The 17972-nt window shown below is 61.8% G+C and carries 16 protein-coding genes; 12 read left to right on the forward strand and 4 right to left on the reverse strand.

The features are described from left to right. The 5 genes from AC0NID_RS22185 to AC0NID_RS22205 all read left to right on the forward strand — a co-directional run bounded on the left by AC0NID_RS22185 (position 1) and on the right by AC0NID_RS22205 (position 5965). Positions 1-978, forward strand: coding sequence for a quinone oxidoreductase family protein (locus tag AC0NID_RS22185; RefSeq protein WP_473456284.1), 978 nt, complete (start codon positions 1-3; stop codon positions 976-978). A 261-nt stretch (positions 979-1239) separates the two neighbouring features. Next, a complete protein-coding gene (locus tag AC0NID_RS22190; protein ID WP_473456283.1) occupies positions 1240-2817 on the forward strand; it encodes an ABC transporter ATP-binding protein in 1578 nt (525 codons plus the stop codon). Continuing rightward, on the forward strand, positions 2814-3926 hold the full coding sequence (locus AC0NID_RS22195; protein WP_473456282.1) for an ABC transporter permease: 1113 nt from the start codon (positions 2814-2816) through the stop codon (positions 3924-3926). The genes AC0NID_RS22190 and AC0NID_RS22195 overlap by 4 nt, the downstream gene beginning before the upstream one ends. Beyond that, entirely contained in the window at positions 3926-4846 is a 921-nt protein-coding gene (locus AC0NID_RS22200; protein ID WP_473456281.1) for an ABC transporter permease, read from the forward strand. Before AC0NID_RS22195 ends, AC0NID_RS22200 begins: the two co-directional genes overlap by 1 nt. 51 nt (positions 4847-4897) lie before the next feature. Beyond that, on the forward strand, positions 4898-5965 hold the full coding sequence (locus tag AC0NID_RS22205) for a BMP family ABC transporter substrate-binding protein (protein WP_473456280.1): 1068 nt from the start codon (positions 4898-4900) through the stop codon (positions 5963-5965). Positions 5966-6078: 113 nt separating this feature from the next. Here AC0NID_RS22205 and AC0NID_RS22210 read toward each other — a convergent pair whose 3' ends face one another. Further along, complete coding sequence (locus tag AC0NID_RS22210) at positions 6079-6471, reverse strand: beta-propeller fold lactonase family protein (protein WP_473522298.1); 393 nt, start codon at positions 6469-6471, stop codon at positions 6079-6081. A gap of 1018 nt (positions 6472-7489) precedes the next feature. Between AC0NID_RS22210 and AC0NID_RS22215 the strand changes: the two genes are divergently transcribed. Then, positions 7490-8398 carry a LysR substrate-binding domain-containing protein gene (locus AC0NID_RS22215; protein WP_473456279.1) on the forward strand — a complete coding sequence of 303 codons (909 nt, stop codon included), beginning with the start codon at positions 7490-7492 and terminating at the stop codon, positions 8396-8398. A gap of 27 nt (positions 8399-8425) precedes the next feature. Here AC0NID_RS22215 and rimO read toward each other — a convergent pair whose 3' ends face one another. Continuing rightward, on the reverse strand, positions 8426-9739 hold the full coding sequence (rimO, locus tag AC0NID_RS22220) for a 30S ribosomal protein S12 methylthiotransferase RimO (RefSeq protein ID WP_473456278.1): 1314 nt from the start codon (positions 9737-9739) through the stop codon (positions 8426-8428). A 131-nt stretch (positions 9740-9870) separates the two neighbouring features. After that, on the reverse strand, positions 9871-10530 hold the full coding sequence (locus AC0NID_RS22225) for a TerC family protein (protein ID WP_473456277.1): 660 nt from the start codon (positions 10528-10530) through the stop codon (positions 9871-9873). 455 nt (positions 10531-10985) lie between these two features. Between AC0NID_RS22225 and AC0NID_RS22230 the strand changes: the two genes are divergently transcribed. The 3 genes from AC0NID_RS22230 to AC0NID_RS22240 all read left to right on the forward strand — a co-directional run bounded on the left by AC0NID_RS22230 (position 10986) and on the right by AC0NID_RS22240 (position 12655). Next, positions 10986-11801: an AraC family transcriptional regulator gene (locus tag AC0NID_RS22230; RefSeq protein ID WP_473456276.1), complete on the forward strand. Its 816-nt coding sequence runs from the start codon at positions 10986-10988 to the stop codon at positions 11799-11801. A gap of 69 nt (positions 11802-11870) precedes the next feature. Beyond that, positions 11871-12269: an SRPBCC family protein gene (locus AC0NID_RS22235; protein ID WP_473456275.1), complete on the forward strand. Its 399-nt coding sequence runs from the start codon at positions 11871-11873 to the stop codon at positions 12267-12269. 29 nt (positions 12270-12298) lie between these two features. After that, positions 12299-12655 carry a VOC family protein gene (locus AC0NID_RS22240; RefSeq protein ID WP_292167444.1) on the forward strand — a complete coding sequence of 119 codons (357 nt, stop codon included), beginning with the start codon at positions 12299-12301 and terminating at the stop codon, positions 12653-12655. A gap of 190 nt (positions 12656-12845) precedes the next feature. Here AC0NID_RS22240 and AC0NID_RS22245 read toward each other — a convergent pair whose 3' ends face one another. Beyond that, complete coding sequence (locus AC0NID_RS22245) at positions 12846-13058, reverse strand: hypothetical protein (protein WP_473456274.1); 213 nt, start codon at positions 13056-13058, stop codon at positions 12846-12848. A gap of 408 nt (positions 13059-13466) precedes the next feature. Here AC0NID_RS22245 and AC0NID_RS22250 point away from each other — a divergent pair, with 408 nt between their 5' ends. The 3 genes from AC0NID_RS22250 to AC0NID_RS22260 all read left to right on the forward strand — a co-directional run bounded on the left by AC0NID_RS22250 (position 13467) and on the right by AC0NID_RS22260 (position 17944). Continuing rightward, a complete protein-coding gene (locus AC0NID_RS22250; protein WP_473456273.1) occupies positions 13467-14594 on the forward strand; it encodes a PQQ-dependent sugar dehydrogenase in 1128 nt (375 codons plus the stop codon). 1129 nt (positions 14595-15723) lie between these two features. Next, positions 15724-17334: a sensor histidine kinase gene (locus AC0NID_RS22255; protein WP_473456272.1), complete on the forward strand. Its 1611-nt coding sequence runs from the start codon at positions 15724-15726 to the stop codon at positions 17332-17334. Further along, positions 17306-17944 carry a response regulator gene (locus AC0NID_RS22260; RefSeq protein WP_473456271.1) on the forward strand — a complete coding sequence of 213 codons (639 nt, stop codon included), beginning with the start codon at positions 17306-17308 and terminating at the stop codon, positions 17942-17944. The genes AC0NID_RS22255 and AC0NID_RS22260 overlap by 29 nt, the downstream gene beginning before the upstream one ends. Positions 17945-17972: the final 28 nt, after the last annotated feature.

A 17972-nucleotide genomic window follows, 5' to 3' on the forward strand; every position in this document is an offset into this window, starting at 1 on the left:
ATGTCCAAAGCAATCCGAATCCACGCCAATGGCGGTCCGGAAGTCATGACCTATGAGGACGCCGATCCGGGCCAACCCGGCTCGGGACAAATTCTGGTCAGACACACGGCGATCGGCCTCAATTTCATTGACGTCTATCATCGCTCCGGCCTTTATCCGCCGCCGGGCGGTTTCCCGCTGATACCCGGCAGCGAGGCAGCCGGGGTGGTGGTGGAAGTGGGCGCGGACGTCGACTGGCTGAAGCCGGGCGATCGCATTGCCTACGCCGTGACGACCGGCGCCTATGCCGAGCAGCGCGTGATCGCCGCCGACCGCGTGGTGAAGGTGCCGGACGGCATCAGCGACGAACAGGCGGCCGCCATGATGCTGAAAGGGATGACGGCGGAATATCTGCTGCGCCGTACCTTCAAGGTGAAAGCGGGCGATACGATTCTGTTTCACGCGGCGGCCGGCGGCGTCGGGCTGATCCTTGGCCAATGGGCGAAGCATCTCGGCGCGACCGTCATCGGCACCGCCAGTTCCACCGACAAGATCGAACTGGCCAAGGCGCACGGCTTCGACCATGTCATCAATTACCGCGAGCAGGATTTCGTCGCCGGCGTCATCGCCATCACCGGCGGCAAGAAGTGCGACGTCGTCTATGATTCAGTCGGCAACGACACCTTTCCGGCCTCGCTCGACTGCCTGAAGCCGCTCGGCATGTTCGCCAGCTTCGGTCAATCGTCAGGTCCGATCCCGCCGTTCAGCATGTCGTTGCTGGCGCAGAAAGGATCGCTGTTCGCAACCCGTCCGACGCTGTTCGTCTACAACGCCAGGCGCGAAGACCTGGAAGTGTCCGCCGCCGCGCTGTTCGAAATTGTGCTCAGTGGCGCGGTCAAGATCAAGATCAACCAGCGCTACGCGCTCAAGGACGCCGGCAAGGCGCATTCCGACCTTGAGGGCCGCAGGACGACCGGGACAACCATTCTCATCCCCTGAGCTTTCCACCACTTGAGCCTTTCCACCAGTTGGGCTTTGCTTTCCCACGCAGCGATATGCGTTCACCCGGACGCAGAAGGTGCCCTCTGATATTTTGACCCCCCGCATCGTGCTTTCCGAAAATCGATTTCGGTTTTCGGGCCGATGCGCTAGGTTTCCGCTGAAATTCTTGAAGCTCTTTCAAGACGTGTGCCGCTTTCCGACGAGAGCCGGCCGCGCATACCATGCTTGCGGGAACACAGAACATATCTGGCAAACCAGATGGGAGGCACTGTGAGTGCAAATCAGGACGGCGCAAACCTGCTCGAGGTCCGTGGCCTCACCAAGGTATTCGGCACGCTGACAGCGTGCGACCATATCGATCTCGACGTCGCAAAAGGCGAAATCCACGCGTTGCTCGGCGAGAACGGCGCCGGCAAGTCGACACTTGTCAAAATGCTGTTCGGAACACTGGAGCCCAATTCGGGCGAGATTTTATGGAACGGTCAGGCGGTGACGATCACCGATCCAGGCTTTGCCAAGAAGCTTGGCATCGGCATGGTGTTCCAGCATTTTTCGTTGTTCGAGGCACTGACGGCGGCCGAGAACATCGCGCTGTCTCTGGATGACGGTTCGCCGATCAGCACGATCGCCGCGAAGGCGAGGGCGCTTTCCTACAGCTACGGCCTGCCGCTCGACCCGCAATCGCTGGTCGGCGACCTGTCGGTCGGCGAGCGCCAGCGTATCGAGATCATTCGCTGCCTTCTGCAAACGCCGCAGCTCATCATCCTCGACGAGCCGACTTCGGTGCTGACGCCGCAGGAAGCCGACAAGCTGTTCGAGACGCTCGAACGGCTGCGTTCGGAAGGAAAGTCCATCCTCTACATTTCGCACCGGCTAGAAGAGGTCAAACGCATCTGCGACCGCGCCACCGTACTGCGCCACGGCAAGGTGGTCGGCCATTGCAACCCGCGCGCGGAAACCGCGGCATCGCTGGCGCGCATGATGGTCGGCAACGATGTGCAGGCCGTGGTGCGCGCGCCGGCCCGGGGTATCGAGACCGCGCAGCCGCTGCTTGAAATCCGCGCACTCAGCCGCAAGCCGGCAACGCCGTTCTCGATCCCGCTCAGGAACATCAACCTGACGGTGCGCGCCGGCGAAGTGATCGGCATCGCAGGCGTCGCGGGCAACGGCCAGGGCGAGTTCTTCGAATCCGTTTCCGGCGAGGTGCCGCAGCAGGATTCCGCCTCGGTTCGCATCCGCGGCAAGGATGCCGGCGGTCTCGGCATCACCGGCAGGCGGCTGATGGGCGCCGCCTTCGTGCCGGAGGAGCGGCTCGGCCACGGTGCGGCGCCGCGCATGAAGCTTTCGGAGAACCTGCTGCTGTCGCGCCATGCCACCGACGGCAAAGTGTTTGTTGGCGCCGGCGGAATGGTCAGAAGCGATGCGATCTATGCCGCTTCCCAGCGCATCATCGAGGCGATGGATGTGCGCAAGAGCGCTCCCGACCCGGAGGCGGCAGCGCTTTCAGGCGGCAATCTGCAGAAATTCATCGTCGGCCGAGAGCTCGACCGCAGGCCTGACGTCATGGTCGTCAATCAGCCGACATGGGGCGTCGATGCCGGTGCGGCCGCCCACATTCGCCAGACTCTGATCGGATTGGCGCGCAGCGGGTCAGCAGTGCTGGTCATCAGCCAGGATCTCGACGAGTTGTTCGAGATATCCGATGCGATCGCCGTGATGCACAATGGCGAATTGTCGAAGCCTTTGCCGATCGCCGAGGCCACCTTCGAAAAGATCGGCCTGTTGATGGGCGGCGCCGAGCCTGGTCACGCCGAACACACTCTGGAGACGGCATGATGCGCCTCGAACTCATCAAACGCCCGCAGCGCTCCATGCTGTTTTCGGCGCTGTCGCCCTTCATTGCATTCATGCTGACGATCGTTGCCGGCGCCATCCTGTTCGCGCTGCTTGGCGTCAACCCTTTGAAGGCGTTCGAGATTTACTTCATCGAGCCGGTCAGCCAGGTCTGGCAGCTGCATGAGCTGGCGATCAAGGCGGCACCGCTCATCCTGATCGGGGTCGGCCTGTCGGTTTGCTACAGGGCCAATATCTGGAACATCGGCGCAGAAGGTCAATTCATCCTGGGCGGTATCGTCGGCTCGATCATTCCGGTGCTGTTTCCGCAATTTGAAGGCCCGCTGATACTGCCGCTGATGCTGCTGTTCGGCATGGTCGGCGGCGCCGCCTATGCAGCCATTCCGGCGCTGCTCAAGGCGCGCTTCAACACCAACGAGATCCTGACCAGCCTGATGCTGGTCTATGTCGCCCAACTCTTCCTCGACTGGCTGGTGCGCGGGCCGTGGCGCGATCCGAAGGGCTTCAATTTCCCGCAGACGATACAGTTCAACGATTCGGCGATATTGCCGGAACTGATGCCGGCCTCCGGCCGCGCCAATTGGGGTTTCGTCTTCGCGCTGGTCGCAGCGGTGCTGGTCTGGATCCTGATGAGCCGCATGCTGAAAGGCTTCGAGGTCCGCGTGCTCGGCTCAAGCCCCAGGGCAGGGCGCTTCGCCGGCTTCGGCATCAACCGGATGGTGTTCTTCGCCTTCATGCTGTCGGGTGCACTGGCCGGACTTGCCGGCATCTCGGAAGTCTCCGGTGCCATCGGGCAGCTGCAGCCGGTCATTTCGCCCGGCTACGGCTTTACCGCCATCATCGTGGCGTTCCTCGGCCGGCTCAATCCGCTGGGCATCGTCGCCGCCGGCCTGGTGCTGGCGCTGACCTATCTCGGCGGCGAGGCGGTGCAAAGCGCACTCGGCATCTCCGACAAGGTGGCGCGCGTGTTCCAGGGCATGCTCCTGTTTTTCGTGCTCGGCTGCGATACCCTCATTCATTACCGCATTCGCCTGATCGGCTTTGCCACGCCGAAGCTTGAAGCCGCGCCGAAGCTGGAGGAAGCCCGCTGATGGACATCACCGTCAACATTCTCTTGACCATTGCAACCGCGGCGACGCCTTTGCTGATCGCGGCGATCGGCGAGCTGGTGGTCGAACGTTCCGGCGTGCTCAATCTCGGTGTCGAAGGGATGATGATCATGGGGGCGGTCGGCGGTTTCGGCGCCGGCTATCTCACCGGATCGCCGTGGATCGGGTTGTTGGCGGCGATCGCCCTGGGCGCGGTGTTTTCGTTGCTGTTCGCCGTCATGACATTGTCGCTTGCCACCAACCAGGTGGCCACCGGCCTGTCGCTGACATTGCTCGGCCTCGGCCTTTCCGGCATGATGGGAACCAGCTTTGTCGGCCAGCCCGGCGCGAGGCTGCCAAACCTCGACATTCCAGGCCTGACAGCGATCCCCGTCGTCGGCAGGCTGTTCTTCGGCCAGGACCCGATCTTCTATATCTCGATCGCATTGACCGCCGCCGTGATGTGGTTCCTGTTCAAGACCCGCACCGGGCTCACGCTGCGCTCGATCGGCGACAGCCACACATCGGCCCATGCGCTTGGCATCCACGTCATACGCTACCGCTATCTGGCGGTGATCTTCGGCGGCGCCTGTGCCGGCCTTGCCGGCGGCCACCTGTCGCTGGTCTATACGCCGCAATGGGTGGAGAACATGACCGCCGGACGCGGCTGGATCGCGCTGGCGCTGGTCGTGTTCGCATCATGGCGGCCATGGCGGGTGCTGGCTGGCGCCTATATCTTCGGCGCGGTATGGATCGGCCAGCTTCATGCACAGGCTTTTGGCATTCCGGTTCCCTCGCAACTGCTTTCTTCGTTGCCCTATCTGGCAACCATCGTGGTTCTCGTTCTAATCTCGCGCAACAAGCGTTTGACGATGATGAACACACCGGCTTCCTTGGGGCAGCCATTCGTTCCGGATCGTTGACAACAAAAGACAGACGGGAAGCTCCAAGGCTTAACTCAGAGAGGTAACACGATGAAAAAACTGCTTATTGCGCTGGTGACGACGGCAGCGGCATTGTCGCTGGCGGCGACCGCCGAAGCTCAGGAAAAGCTGAAAGCCTGTTGGGTCTATACCGGCCCGATCGGCGATTTCGGCTATTCGTACCAGCATGACCAGGGTCGCCTGGATGTAGAGAAGGCGCTCGGCGACAAGGTCGAGACCGCGTATCTGGAGAACGTCTCCGAGGGTCCCGATGCCGATCGTGCATTCGAGCGCCTGGCGCGCGAAGGATGCAAGATCATCTTCGGCACCTCCTTCGGCTTCATGGACCCCGAAGTGAAGGTCGCCAAGAAATTCCCCGACGTGATGTTCGAGCACGCCACCGGCTACAAGACGGCTGAAAACCTCGGCATCTACAATGCGCGTTTCTATGAAGGCCGCTACATTCTCGGCCAGATCGCCGCCAAGCAATCGAAGTCGGGCGTCGCCGGCTACATCGTTTCGTTTCCGATCCCCGAAGTGGTGATGGGCATCAATTCCTTCATGCTCGGCGCCCAGTCGGTCAACCCGGACTTCAAGGCGAAGATCGTCTGGGTCAATTCATGGTTCGATCCGGGCAAGGAAGCCGACGCCGCCAAGGCCCTGTTCGACCAGGGTGCCGACATCATCGTCCAGCACACCGACTCGACCGCCGCCCTGCAAGTCGCCGAAGAACGCGGCCTGCAGGGGTTCGGTCAATCTTCGGACATGATCAAGTTCGCTCCCAAGGCGCAGTTGACCTCGATCGTCGACGATTGGGGTCCGTATTATATCAGCCGGGTGAAGGCAGCACTCGACGGCACATGGAAGCCCGGCAATGTCTGGCTGGGCATCAAGGACGGCGCCGTTAAAATGGCCGCTTACACCAACATGCCCGACGACGTGAAGGCGATGGCGCAAGCCACCGAAAAGAAGATCGTCGAGGGATGGAACCCCTTCACCGGGCCGATTGCCAAGCAGGACGGAACGCCGTGGCTGAAGGAAGGGGAGGTCGCGGACGACGGCACGCTGCTCGGCATGAACTTCTACATCAAGGGCGTCGACGACAAGCTGCCGCAGTAAGCGCAGCGCTTGTGCCGGCCTCGGTCGGCGCCAGAACCGGAGAGGGCGCCTTTGGGCAGCGCCTTTGGGCGCCCTTTCTTCGAATGCCAACCGGCTGCTGTCCCGCACCGGGATCAGCGGGCGACTCTGGTGTGGACGCCAGCAGGCAGCCTGATGCGATCCGATGTGGGAGTGAGCGCGGGGCGCCCTTGCGTGGTGATCCGCCATATCTCGACGGCGCCGCCAAGAGGCGCTGCGTCATTGCGGTAACGGTTCACGCCAACGAAGAGGTTTTGCCCCGTCCGATCAAAAGCGAGGCCTTGCGGCAGCATGCCCGCGAGCGGCCATTCGCCATGCGGTAACAGTCGCCCTGTTTCGGCGTCCAGTTCATAGAGGCTGAGCGAGGCGTCCTTCGTCCACTCGCGCGAGCCGTCCGGCTTGCCGGTACCGCGAAGATTGGACGTGACGAGAAAGCGGCCGTGGGGGCTGAAGGCGATCGTTTCGGCCCCCCAGCTACCAAGCGCGATGGAGGCACGGTATGCCTTGCCGCGTCGCCCGTCGCGCCGACATCAGCAAGCCGGACCGTGGTGAGAATGCCCTCCTGAACCCCATAGAAGCCGACCGTATCGATGCCCCATTGAACATCGGAGGTAATGTAGTAGCGGCCGTCCGGCGAGAAGCGGCCGACAAAGGGAAACTTGTTCGTCTGGACGCGATTGCCCCACGGACGAATGGCCGAAACCGCTCCGCTCTTTCCGCGCAGCACCTCATAGAAAGCGACCTGACCACGATCGACGAGATTGACCGCGATGTACCGGCCGCTTGGATGCCACTGCACCCAGGTCGCCTTCAATGGAATGAAACCCGTTGACGGGTCAAGGCCGAGTCCGAAGCTGAAGACCGGGCCAAACCGCCCCTTCCTGACCGGAACGAAGGTGATTTCGCGGTCGGCAGCGACAGTAATCGCGGCGATAAGATCGCCTGCTGGATTGAGATGGATCGCCTGCGGCTGGATTCCGATCCGTATGCTGTCGACGACCGACGAGCGGTCGCCATCGAGCCGGAGCGATCGGATCGTGTCGCCCTGCTGCAGATGGTCGAGGCGGGTGGCTCCTTCGGGCCGTTGATGGAAAGTCTCGGCGACGAAAGCGAATTGGCCGTCCAGGGAGATGTCGAGCGCTCCGGGCGGCCCATAGGTCGAATTCGAAACCTCCATCATCGCAACAGAGCGAGATCGCTCCGTCGGCGATGTGATGATGGACAGCGTATCCACATGATGAGGGTCTGGAGGCCCGAGTTCGCCCGTCTCGTAGACAGTCGGCACCATATCGACATCCGACAGCACGAAGACGGCCCCGCTGTTATCTTCGGACGGCTGAGCGCTTGAGAGGCTCGGCATCAGGAACAACACAAGTGCAGCGAGAGAACGGCGTCGCATCGATGTCTCCATTTGGATGGTGGGATTTTCCAGCCTCGCTCTCAGTCGTCCAATCGATATTTGACATCCACATATTCTTTTCGGTAATAAAGTTCCGGAGGGCTCGGGTGAATCTGGCTGCTGTCGATCTGAATCTACTCGTCGCCTTCGACTCCCTACTCAGCGAAGGGAGCGTGAGCGGGGCGGCAGCCCGTATCGGGCTCAGCCAGCCGGCGATGAGCAAGCGTCTCGGCCATCTGCGTCGGCTCTTCGCCGACGATCTCTTCGTCCGTCATGCCGATGGCGTGCGGCCGACCGAAAAGGCGCTCGATCTCGCCGATCCGATCCGGGCCGCGCTACGCCAGATCCAGGATGCGCTGGGAGGATTCGGTCAGTTCTCGCCGGAGCGATCGGGCCGCATCTTCAGGATCGCGACTACCGATCACATCGCGGCGACTTTGATGCCCAGACTGATGCCGGTGCTCCGTTCAGCGGCACCAAGAGTTTCGATCGTCTTGCGCAGCTTGCACCGACAGGAGATCGTTGATTATCTCGAGAAGGGCTCGATCGACCTTGCGATCACTATCCTGCCCGATGCGCCGACGACGATCAAACGTGCATCGCTCTTCCACGTGAACTGGATATCGATCGTCTCGGCCGAGCATCCTGAAATTCGCGACGCGCTGACGCTCGAACTTTTTCTGAAGTATCCGCACTTGCTAGTCACTCATGTCGGCGACCTGAAGGGCTACATCGATCGCCTGTTGGACGACCGCGGCCTGAAGCGGACCGTTGCAATGAGCCTGCCTTATGCGCTCGCCGTACCGGCCATCATTGCCGAGACGGACATGATCTGCACCTTGTCGGCAAACGTAATCCGTCTGGCGGAATGGCCGCGCCTGCGCTCTTTTCCGCTACCCTTCGACTACTCCGGTTATCAGGAAACCCTGCTCTGGCATCGGAGGAACGACAGCGATCCCGGTCACGCCTGGCTCAGGCAGACCCTGATCCGTGTAAGCGAAACGATCACGTCCTAGCAGAAGGGGCCTTCGCCCCGCTGGCGATCAGACCGCCGAGCCGTAGAGATCGTAGGCGTCGGCGCGGTCGATCTTGACGGTGACGATGTCGCCGGCGCGCAACGGGCGCCGCGACTGGATATGCACCGAGCCGTCGATTTCGGGCGCGTCGTATTTGGTGCGGCCCTTCGCCGAGGTGCCATGCGCCTCGTCGATCAGGACGGGCAGGCGCTTGCCGACCTTCCTGGCGAGCTGCGTTGCCGAGATCTTCTGCTGGCGCTGCATGAAGCGGTGCCAACGCGCCTCCTTGATCTCCTGCGGTACCTGTTCGAGGCCGAGCTCGTTGGAGCGCGCGCCCCTGACCGGCTCGTATTTGAAACAGCCGGCGCGGTCGATCCTGGCTTCGTCCAGCCAGTCGAGCAGCATCTCGAAATCATCGTCCGTCTCGCCGGGGAAGCCGACGATGAAGGTGGAGCGGATGGCGAGATCCGGACAGATTTCGCGCCAGCCGCGAATACGCTCGAGCGTTTTTTCGCCGTGCGCCGGCCGGCGCATGTTCTTCAGCACCTGCGGCGAGGCATGCTGGAACGGGATATCCAGATAGGGAAGGATCTTTCCTTCGGCCATCAGCGGGATGACGTCGGCGACGTGCGGGTAGGGGTAGACATAATGCATGCGCACCCAGACGCCGAGCTTGCCGAGCTCCTCCGACAGGTCGAGGAACTTTGCCCGCACTTCGCGATCGCCGAACTGGCTTGCCTGGTACTTGATGTCGATGCCGTAGGCACTGGTGTCCTGCGAAATGACCAGGATTTCCTTGACGCCGGCCTTGGCCAGTTTCTCGGCTTCGCGCAGCACGTCGGCCGCCGGCCGCGAGACGAGATCGCCGCGCAGCGCCGGGATGATGCAGAAGGTGCAGCGGTTGTTGCAGCCCTCCGAAATCTTGAGATAGGCGTAGTGGCGCGGCGTGAGCTTGACGCCTTGCGGCGGCAAAAGGTCGACATAGGGATCGTGGCTCGGGGGCGCGGCCTCATGCACCGCCGCCATCACGCTCTCGTAGGCCTGAGGACCGGTGATGGCGAGAACGTTGGGGTGCTTTTCGCGGATCACGTCCGGTTCGGCGCCGAGGCAACCGGTGACGATGACCCTGCCGTTCTCCGAAAGGGCGGAGCCGATGGCGTCTAGCGATTCATCGCGCGCCGAATCGAGGAAGCCGCAGGTGTTGACGACGACGAGGTCGGCGCCGTCATGCTTGCGCGCGATCTCATAGCCCTCGGCGCGCAGGCGCGTGATGATGCGCTCCGAATCCACGAGGGCTTTCGGGCATCCAAGGCTGACGAAGCTGACGCGAGGAGCGGACATGAAGGTTTTCCGGCTTTTTCGGGATTGGCGGCGCAGTACCACACTTATTGCGGCATTGGTATGGCCCGCGGCAGCCGCGACGAAACACGAAGAGTGTAGATGCCAATGGCGAAGCGGCGTGACTGACGGCGTCAGCTCACCGCGTTGTTCACATGCGGCCAGACTTCCAGCGCGCCTCGATAGATCATGTCGAGCGCGACATAGAGGATGATCAGCAGGCCGATATAGGCAATCCAGCGGTGGCGGTGCAGCAGCCTCGCTATGAAGCTTGCGGCCAGACCCATCAGCGCGATCGACAGAACCAGGCCGATGATCAGCACGGAGAAATGATCGCGCGCTGCACCGGCGACCGCCAGAACGTTGTCGAGCGACATCGAGACGTCGGCGACGACGATCTGCAGCGCTGCCTGGCCAAGTGTCTTGCGCGGCGTCTTGCCGGCCACCTTTTGATCCGCGTCGAAATCGGAATCGGACAGCGCCTCGGTCGCTTCCAGCTCGTCGGCATGGGAGGTGCGCAGTTCGCGCCACATCTTCCAGCAAACCCACAGAAGCAGGATGCCGCCGGCCAGCAGCAGGCCGACGATCAAGAGCAGTTGAACGGTTACCGCTGCAAAACATATGCGCAGCACGGTTGCCGCCAGCACGCCGATGAGGATGGCCTTCTTGCGCTGTTCGGCCGGCAGGCCGGCCGCGGCAAGGCCGATGACGATTGCGTTGTCGCCTGCAAGTACGAGGTCGATGGCGATAACCTGGAGCAGGGCCGAGAAGCCTGCGGCGGTAAAAATTTCCATCAACCGGAAGATCCTTGCTTGTTCGCCGAGCGTTGCGCTGAGTACCCGACGCCCTAACGTGTCTGGTTCATACACGTCAAGAGATTGCTTGGAACAGGTTGGGCAGCAAGGCCAGATCGCTTAGGCTCGCGCTGCCCGTCGCCCTGCCGGTCCACAAGCAATAGCTTGACAGGTGACGGCAGGTATGCTAGGAATTTATTCATGGTGCTGATTTGCGCCAACGACCCGCCACGGCTAGGTTTTGACACCTGGCGATTTCTCGGGTGCTTCGCAATCGTCACATCTGCACGGACATTCCGCCATCACCGGTCAGAACATGCCCGTTGGCGTGGAATCGGCGGAAAATGGCGGGCCAGGCGGGTATTGAGAACGACAATAGGGGTTGAAGCAAGCAGCCATCGCAATAGATTTCGGGCCGACGATGCCTGCGACCGTGTCCCTCACAGGAGAGGCTCGTGACCTCTGACGACAACGCACCCGTCCTTTCCGAAGCACCCGTCCTTTCCGGGGCGCCTATCCTTTCCGGAGCGATCGGGGAATACCGCGAGTTCGATCCTCCGGCCGCACTCGAAGGGCATTTCCGATGTGTCTGGTCCAATACGTTGCGACCGGAGGTAGGGCACTTATCGGCCGTGGTCCCCGACGGCTGCGTCGACATCATCTGGATCGACGGCGAGTTGGTCGTGGCAGGCCCCGACATAGCCGTTGCCCTCTCTACGCTGACTCCCGGTACTACCGTGATCGGCACCCGCTTCCGACCAGGTGCGGCAAGCCGGTGGCTCGGCCTGCCGATGTCGGAGATCGTCGGCAGCCGGCTGGCGCTCAGTCATTTCTGGGGCGCGCTGGCGCGCGAAATCGCCCAGAGGATGGGTGACGCATCCTCCACGGCGGAGCGGATGGGGGCGATGCAAGCGGCACTCTCCAGGCGCGCGCCCGATGTCGAGCCGCCGCCTCCGGACATGGGATTTGCCTTCAACGCGCTGAAAACGGAATCCGCCGGGCCGGGCATGGCGGTGATCCTCGACCGGCTGGACGTCAGCCCGCGAACGCTTCGCCGCCGCTGCCAGGAGGCTTTCGGCTATGGTCCGAAGACGCTTGACCGAATCCTCCGTTTCCAGCGGTTTCTGAACCTGGCACGGCAGTCCGTCGAGCCCCGCCTGGCCGATCTTGCATTCGATGCGGGCTATTCCGACCAGGCACATCTCACCCGCGAGGTGCGGCGTCTGTCGGGTTTCTCGCCCGCAACGGTCCTGCGACAGCTCGGCGCCTGAACTGGCCGTTTCGTTCAATACGCCACCGCCAGTTCCGCTTAGTCTGCCTTCATTGGAAAGGAGGCAGATATGACTATCTACAGTTCCCGTATCATCACCGTGTCCATCGACCGGGACTGGCGCGAAGTCTACGACTTCGCCTCCATCCCGGAAAATTTCCAGCGCTGGGCCGCAGGCCTCGGCAGGCGCTTCGAGAGATCGGGCGAGGACTGGACGGCGGAGGATCCCGACGGCCGACTCATCCGCATCCGCTTCTCCCGGCCCAACGAATTCGGTGTCCTCGATCACATCGTCTTTGCCGAGGGCAAGGAAATCCGCAATGCGGTGCGCGTGGTTCCCAACGGCACCGGCGCGGAGGTCATGTTTACGCTTCTGAAGACGCCGGACATGACGGAGGAGACGTTCGCCGCCGACGCCGCCGCGGTGCAGCGCGACCTCAACAACCTGAAGGCAATGCTCGAACGCTGAGCTTCCAAAGCGCACGAAAGGAGAAGATCATGGCCAAATCCAGCAACGACAAGCGCATCGACTATGTCGAGTTTTCCGTGGGCGACATCGCGCGCTCGCGCGACTTCTATGGCAAGGCCTTCGGCTGGTCCTTCAAGGACTACGGGCCGAGCTATTGTGAGTTCAACGACGGCCGCCTGTTCGGCGGCTTTGCTCTCGGCGGCCAGAAAAAGACGGCTGGCGGACCGCTGGTGATCCTCTATGCCGACAGGCTGGACGAGACCCAGCGCCGCGTCGAGGAGGTTGGCGGGAAGATCGTCAAGCCCGCCTATTCCTTCCCGGGCGGCCGGCGCTTCCACTTTTCCGATCCGGACGGCTACGAGCTGGCGGTGTGGTCGAGCAAGTGAGCAAGCCCAAGCAAGTGAGGAGAGCAGAGAGAGGCGCCGAGCCGAGCCCGACGCCTCTCTTTCGAACGGTTTGTGCGGGCATTGGGAACAATGCCGTTCGTGGCGCGAAGCCGAAGATGCTTCGGCCAATATCAGGCGCTCGCCGATACCTGCGTAGCGGTTGGCTTAGCGCTTGCTCGTATCAAAGCGCCTATTCCGACTCTTTCGCCTCGTCCTTTTTGAGGATCGGCGTGTCGGCAGTCGTCGCGGCGTCGGCAGCCGTCGGCGCACTGCTGTTCGCGATGCTTGCCACTTTGGTTTGCTGATCCACGGAAGCTGTCGTTTTGGTGTGGCCAACACATTCCGCTGCGGCGCCGGACACTGAAAGGCCCAGAGCGGCGATAACCAAGAGAGCGGTCTTCATCCTATGGCTCCTAGCTTTGTTGAGGGCGAGGACAGGCTAGTGGCATATCTTCAGGTCGAAAAGTCAACTTTTCGTGCCCACCCACGAGGCGGCCTTTAACGATGAAACCAAACCCCCGCCTAACCTTCTGATTTTGCTATGCCATCGGCGGCCCCCGGAGAGCGACGAGACCACATCTACGTTGATGTAGCCGGCCAACGCTGCGTTTTACGGCACGAGCCGATGGCGCACCGTTCTTTTTCAAGACCTTATGTACGTTCATGCGGCGATCGACGGCTGGCGGAGCCAGAGTGCGTCCCATGAGGAATTCACCGCAGGCGCGCAGGTCGGGAACCGCATCGGTAGTCGGTCATTAAGCATTGGGGGAGCCGGCGGCTCCTCCGTGTACCCCGTTCGGATGGAGAAATCATGCTGCGGACACTCATTGCTTCGTCTTTTCTTGTTGCCTTCAGTGCGCCCACGCTCGCACAGGCCCCTTCCAGGAGCATAGAGAGCGAAACAGGCCGTATTGCAGTCGAGACCTTTGCCGAAGGGCTCGAACACCCCTGGGGCGCGTCCTACCTGCCGGACGGTGCGCTGCTGGTCACCGAGCGTCCGGGGCGCCTGCGGCTCGTCTCGACCGACGGGGCCGTTTCCGATCCGATCGGCGGTGTGCCGGACGTCGTCGCCGGCGGACAAGGCGGCCTTTTGGATGTGGCGCTCGATCCGGACTTTGCCGACAACCGGACGGTCTATCTCTCCTATTCGGAGGAACGCCCCGGCGGCGCGGCCACATCCGTCGGTCGTGCACGTCTGGACGACAACGGGAGCGCGCTTTCGGGCTTCGAAGTGATCTTCCGCCAGGAACCGGCGGTCTCCGGCCAGAACCACTACGGTTCCCGCCTGGTATTCGCGCCGGACGGCAAGCTCTTCGTCACGCTCGGCGAGCGCTTCAAGATGCGGCAGGCGCAGGATGCGAACAATCATCTCGGGACGATCGTGCGCATCAATCCCGATGGTTCCGTGCCTGATGACAATCCCTTCGTCGGCAAGGACGGCGCCGACGAGATATGGTCCTACGGCCATCGCAATGTGCAAAGCGCGGCGATCCATCCCGAAACCGGCGTGCTCTGGGCAGCGGAACTGGGACCGCGCGGCGGCGACGAGCTGAACATTCCGGAAGCAGGCAGGAATTACGGCTGGCCCGCGGTTAGTTGGGGCCGGCACTATTCGGGCGAACGCATCCCCGATCCGTCGACCCGGCCGGAGTTTGCCGGTTCCATCCATAGCTGGACGCCCGTCATCTCGCCTTCCGGCATGACCTTCTACACCGGCGACACGTTTGCCGACTGGCGAGGCGACCTCCTGATTGGCGGGTTGTCGGCGGAAGGCATCGTTCGTGTCAGGGTTGACGGCGAGCAGGTGACGGGTGAGGAAGTCCTCGCTCTCGGCAGGCGTATCCGAGACGTGGTGCAGGCTCCCGACGGGGCGGTCATGGCGCTGACCGACGAGCCAGCGGGACGGATATTACGACTGTCGCCGGCGACCTCACAGTGACTCCATGCGGCACGACTTTCTGGCATGGTCGGAGTGACCGCCACCGCGACATCCGAGCGCGTGGTGAACCATCGCTGAGCCAATGGCAGCCAAGATAGTGTCATCACCATACCACTACCATGAACGAAGAAACCCGGATCTTGTGGTGTCTGCTTATAGGCGGAGCGCGAGCGCCGCGCAGAAGTCTAACGATTAGACACATGGCTTTGATTCAAATCAAAGAACACGAGTGAGACAGACGTCAAAGTGCGGAAGCAAACCTCAAACACGAAAGCAACCAAACCGGCAGTTGCGGTTGTCGAATCAATGCCCAATAACCTTGCCCTCAACTTCTTGACGGCTTGCAAAACACCGCGGTGGCGAGGTGCCCTTTTGGCTGCGGTACTATCCGACGCTCTTGGTATCGCCATAGCGTTTCTTCCGCCTTGGCAGCTGCTGTTGGACGCCGCTACCGCCGCCGTCCTGTTCGCCCTGTTGGGCTTTCGTTGGCCCCTTCTACCCATTCTTGCAGTGGAAGCGGTGCCGGTGGCGCAAGCATTTCCGGCGTGGACATTGGTTGTGATGGCATTGGCAGCAACGGAAAGCCCTGAGCAACGCCGAGTGCCATCGGGTCGGCAGGATAACAGCCAGACTTAAACCGGGCCTGTACTTCGTCGGCTGGCCCGAAGCGGATTTCGTTAATCCGTTGTAGGGGGATGCCGTGGAAGCCAACGAAGACTGAACAGATTGTAATATCTGCCGATCATTCGGCTGGGGAGATTGCCTGGTCAGCCTGGCAATCTCTAAGGGCTGGGCGGCACAATCGCATTCGCCGTCAGGCCTTTGACGGAAGTCAAAGATATGACGCCAAGATTAGACTAGCATATAATATATAAGGATGGGCCTCGGGGGAGCCCTTGGGTCGTCCCTTTTCAGAACGAAGCAGAAAGGGACCGGGGACAATATGTGGAGGACGGCTCGCCGAAGCTTCTTGGCAGCGGTGGCCTTGCTAGGCATGGCGGCGGCTTCTAGTTCAGCCGATCAGTCACAGCGTGTTTTGCTGCTCCAATCGTTCGGTCCTCGCTTTTCGCCCTACAATTCGTTTGCTGCTCAGTTTCGCACTGACCTCATCAGCCGGTCTCCACGGTCATTGGACGTCTATGAGGCATCCTTGGAAACGGCTCGCTTTTCCGACCCTCCGAATGACGATCCATTTGTGAACTATCTCAAAGCGCTCTCTGTTCAGCGTCCGCCGGACCTTGTCGTGACAATCGGGGGAGCCGCGGCCCGGTTTGCGCAGACGCATCGCGATCGGCTGTTCCCCTCCACGCCGTTGCTCGTGACGGCCGTCGAGGAGCGCCGGCTACAGGCAGATGCGCTGACAGCGAACGATGCCGTGCTCCCGTTGCGGCTGGATCTCCGGGCCGTGATCAAGAACATCCTGCACGTGCTGCCCGAGACAACGAAAGTATTCGTCGTGATGGGCAGCTCTCCACTCGAAAAATTCTGGAGGCAGGAACTAGCTGAGGCATTTGAGCAATTTGAGGATCGGCTCGCCTTCGAGTGGTCCGATGGACTGCCGTTCGACGAGATACTGCGTCGGACCGCCGCTCTCCCATCCGGTGCGGTGGTGCTTTATGGGCTTCTCGTTGTCGACGCCGAAGGCGTGCCGCTTGAGGAGGAGCGCGCGCTCGCCAGGCTGCATGCCGCAACCAGCAGGCCGGTTTTTGGCCTGTTCGACAGCCAAGTCGGAGAGGGTATCGTCGGAGGTCCGTTGCTGCCCATCGACGATCTGGCGAGCGAGGCGGCTGACATTGCCTTGCGAATCCTCGACGGCGAATCGCCCGGAGGAATTGTTGCGCCGGCGCGAGGCCCGAGTGCGCCTGTGTTTGACAAGCGCGAGCTGGATCTCTGGGGGATCAGCGAATCCCGGCTGCCTCACAGAAGTATCGTGCTGTTTCGGGAGCCGACGATCTGGCAGAAATATCGCTGGCCAATAATCGGGGTCGTCCTGCTTTGTCTCATCGAGACAGCGTTCATAGTCGCGTTGCTCGAGCATCGCCGGCGCCTAAGACGAGCAGAGGGGGCGGCGCGGGAACTCAGCGGGCGGCTGATCAATGTTCACGAGGAGGAGCGTTCGCGCCTTGCCCGCGAACTGCATGACGATGTCACGCAGCGCTTGGCGGTCCTGGCGATCGATGCCGGCCGCGGCGAACGGAATGCGACGACGAGGGCGGACAGCGCCGCAATGCACGACATTCGCGAAGAACTGGTTCGACTGAGCGCCGACGTCCATTCCCTTTCCTACCAACTTCACCCCTCGATTCTTGAAGACTTAGGCCTTGCCGACGCGCTCCAGGCCGAGTGCGATCGCTTTGCGAGACTGGAGCAAATTCCGGTTGAGGTTGATGCCGAGGAAATTCCCGACAGCCTGTCGCCCGAGGTCGCGCTCGGCCTGTTCCGCGTGACGCAGGAGGCCCTGCGCAATATCGGCCGCCATGCCGGGGCAGCCAGGGTGCGGGTCTCGGTTCGTCAGAAGCACGGCCGCCTACATCTCTCGGTCAAGGATGACGGCAGCGGCTTCGATGCTGGAGCTCTGCGGGTCAGACCCAGCCTCGGACTTGCCAGCATGCGCCAGCGCATAGAGTTGATCGGGGGTAAGCTGGCTATCGAAACAGCGAGGAACCAGGGAACAACTATCCTGGCGTGGGTGCCATTGCAGGAGGAAAACCATGAGCAAACCACGCGTGCTGTTGGCTGACGACCACGTCATGATCGCCGAAGGGCTGAAGCGCCTTTTGGCTGAAGAGTTCGAGTTGGTGGGCGTGGTCGAGGACGGGCGCGCGCTTGTCGCTGCTGCAAAAAAGCTCAGTCCGGATGCCGTGGTGACCGATATCTCCATGCCACACCTCAACGGCATCGAAGCGATCGAGCGGATAAAACGTGACAACCCCAATATCAAAGTGGTCATTTTGACCATGCATCAGAACGCAGCCTATGCGCGTCGGGCGCTCGATGCGGGCGCATCCGCGTTCGTGGTAAAACACTCGGCGGCGGCTGAATTGGTCATGGCCATTCATGCTGCCCTGAAAGGAAAGATCTTCATCGCACCTTCGCTGGCGGGTGACGTGATGGCCGAGATCGGCCGTAGGGCAGGAGGCTCAGACGCCACCACATCGGTGACGGCGCGCCAGCGCGAAATCCTGGAGTTGCTGGCGGAAGGACGTTCAGCCAAGGAGATTGCCGAAGCGCTGTCAATCTCGGCTCGCACGGTCGAGTTCCACAAATATCAGATGATGGAGTCACATGGCCTCCATAACAGTGCGGAGCTTATTCACTTTGCCATCAAGCACGGGATCGTCGCGATCTGACGGCGCCCGGCCGCCCCCGTAATTTTTC

Source organism: Mesorhizobium sp. WSM4821, from assembly GCF_055901555.1.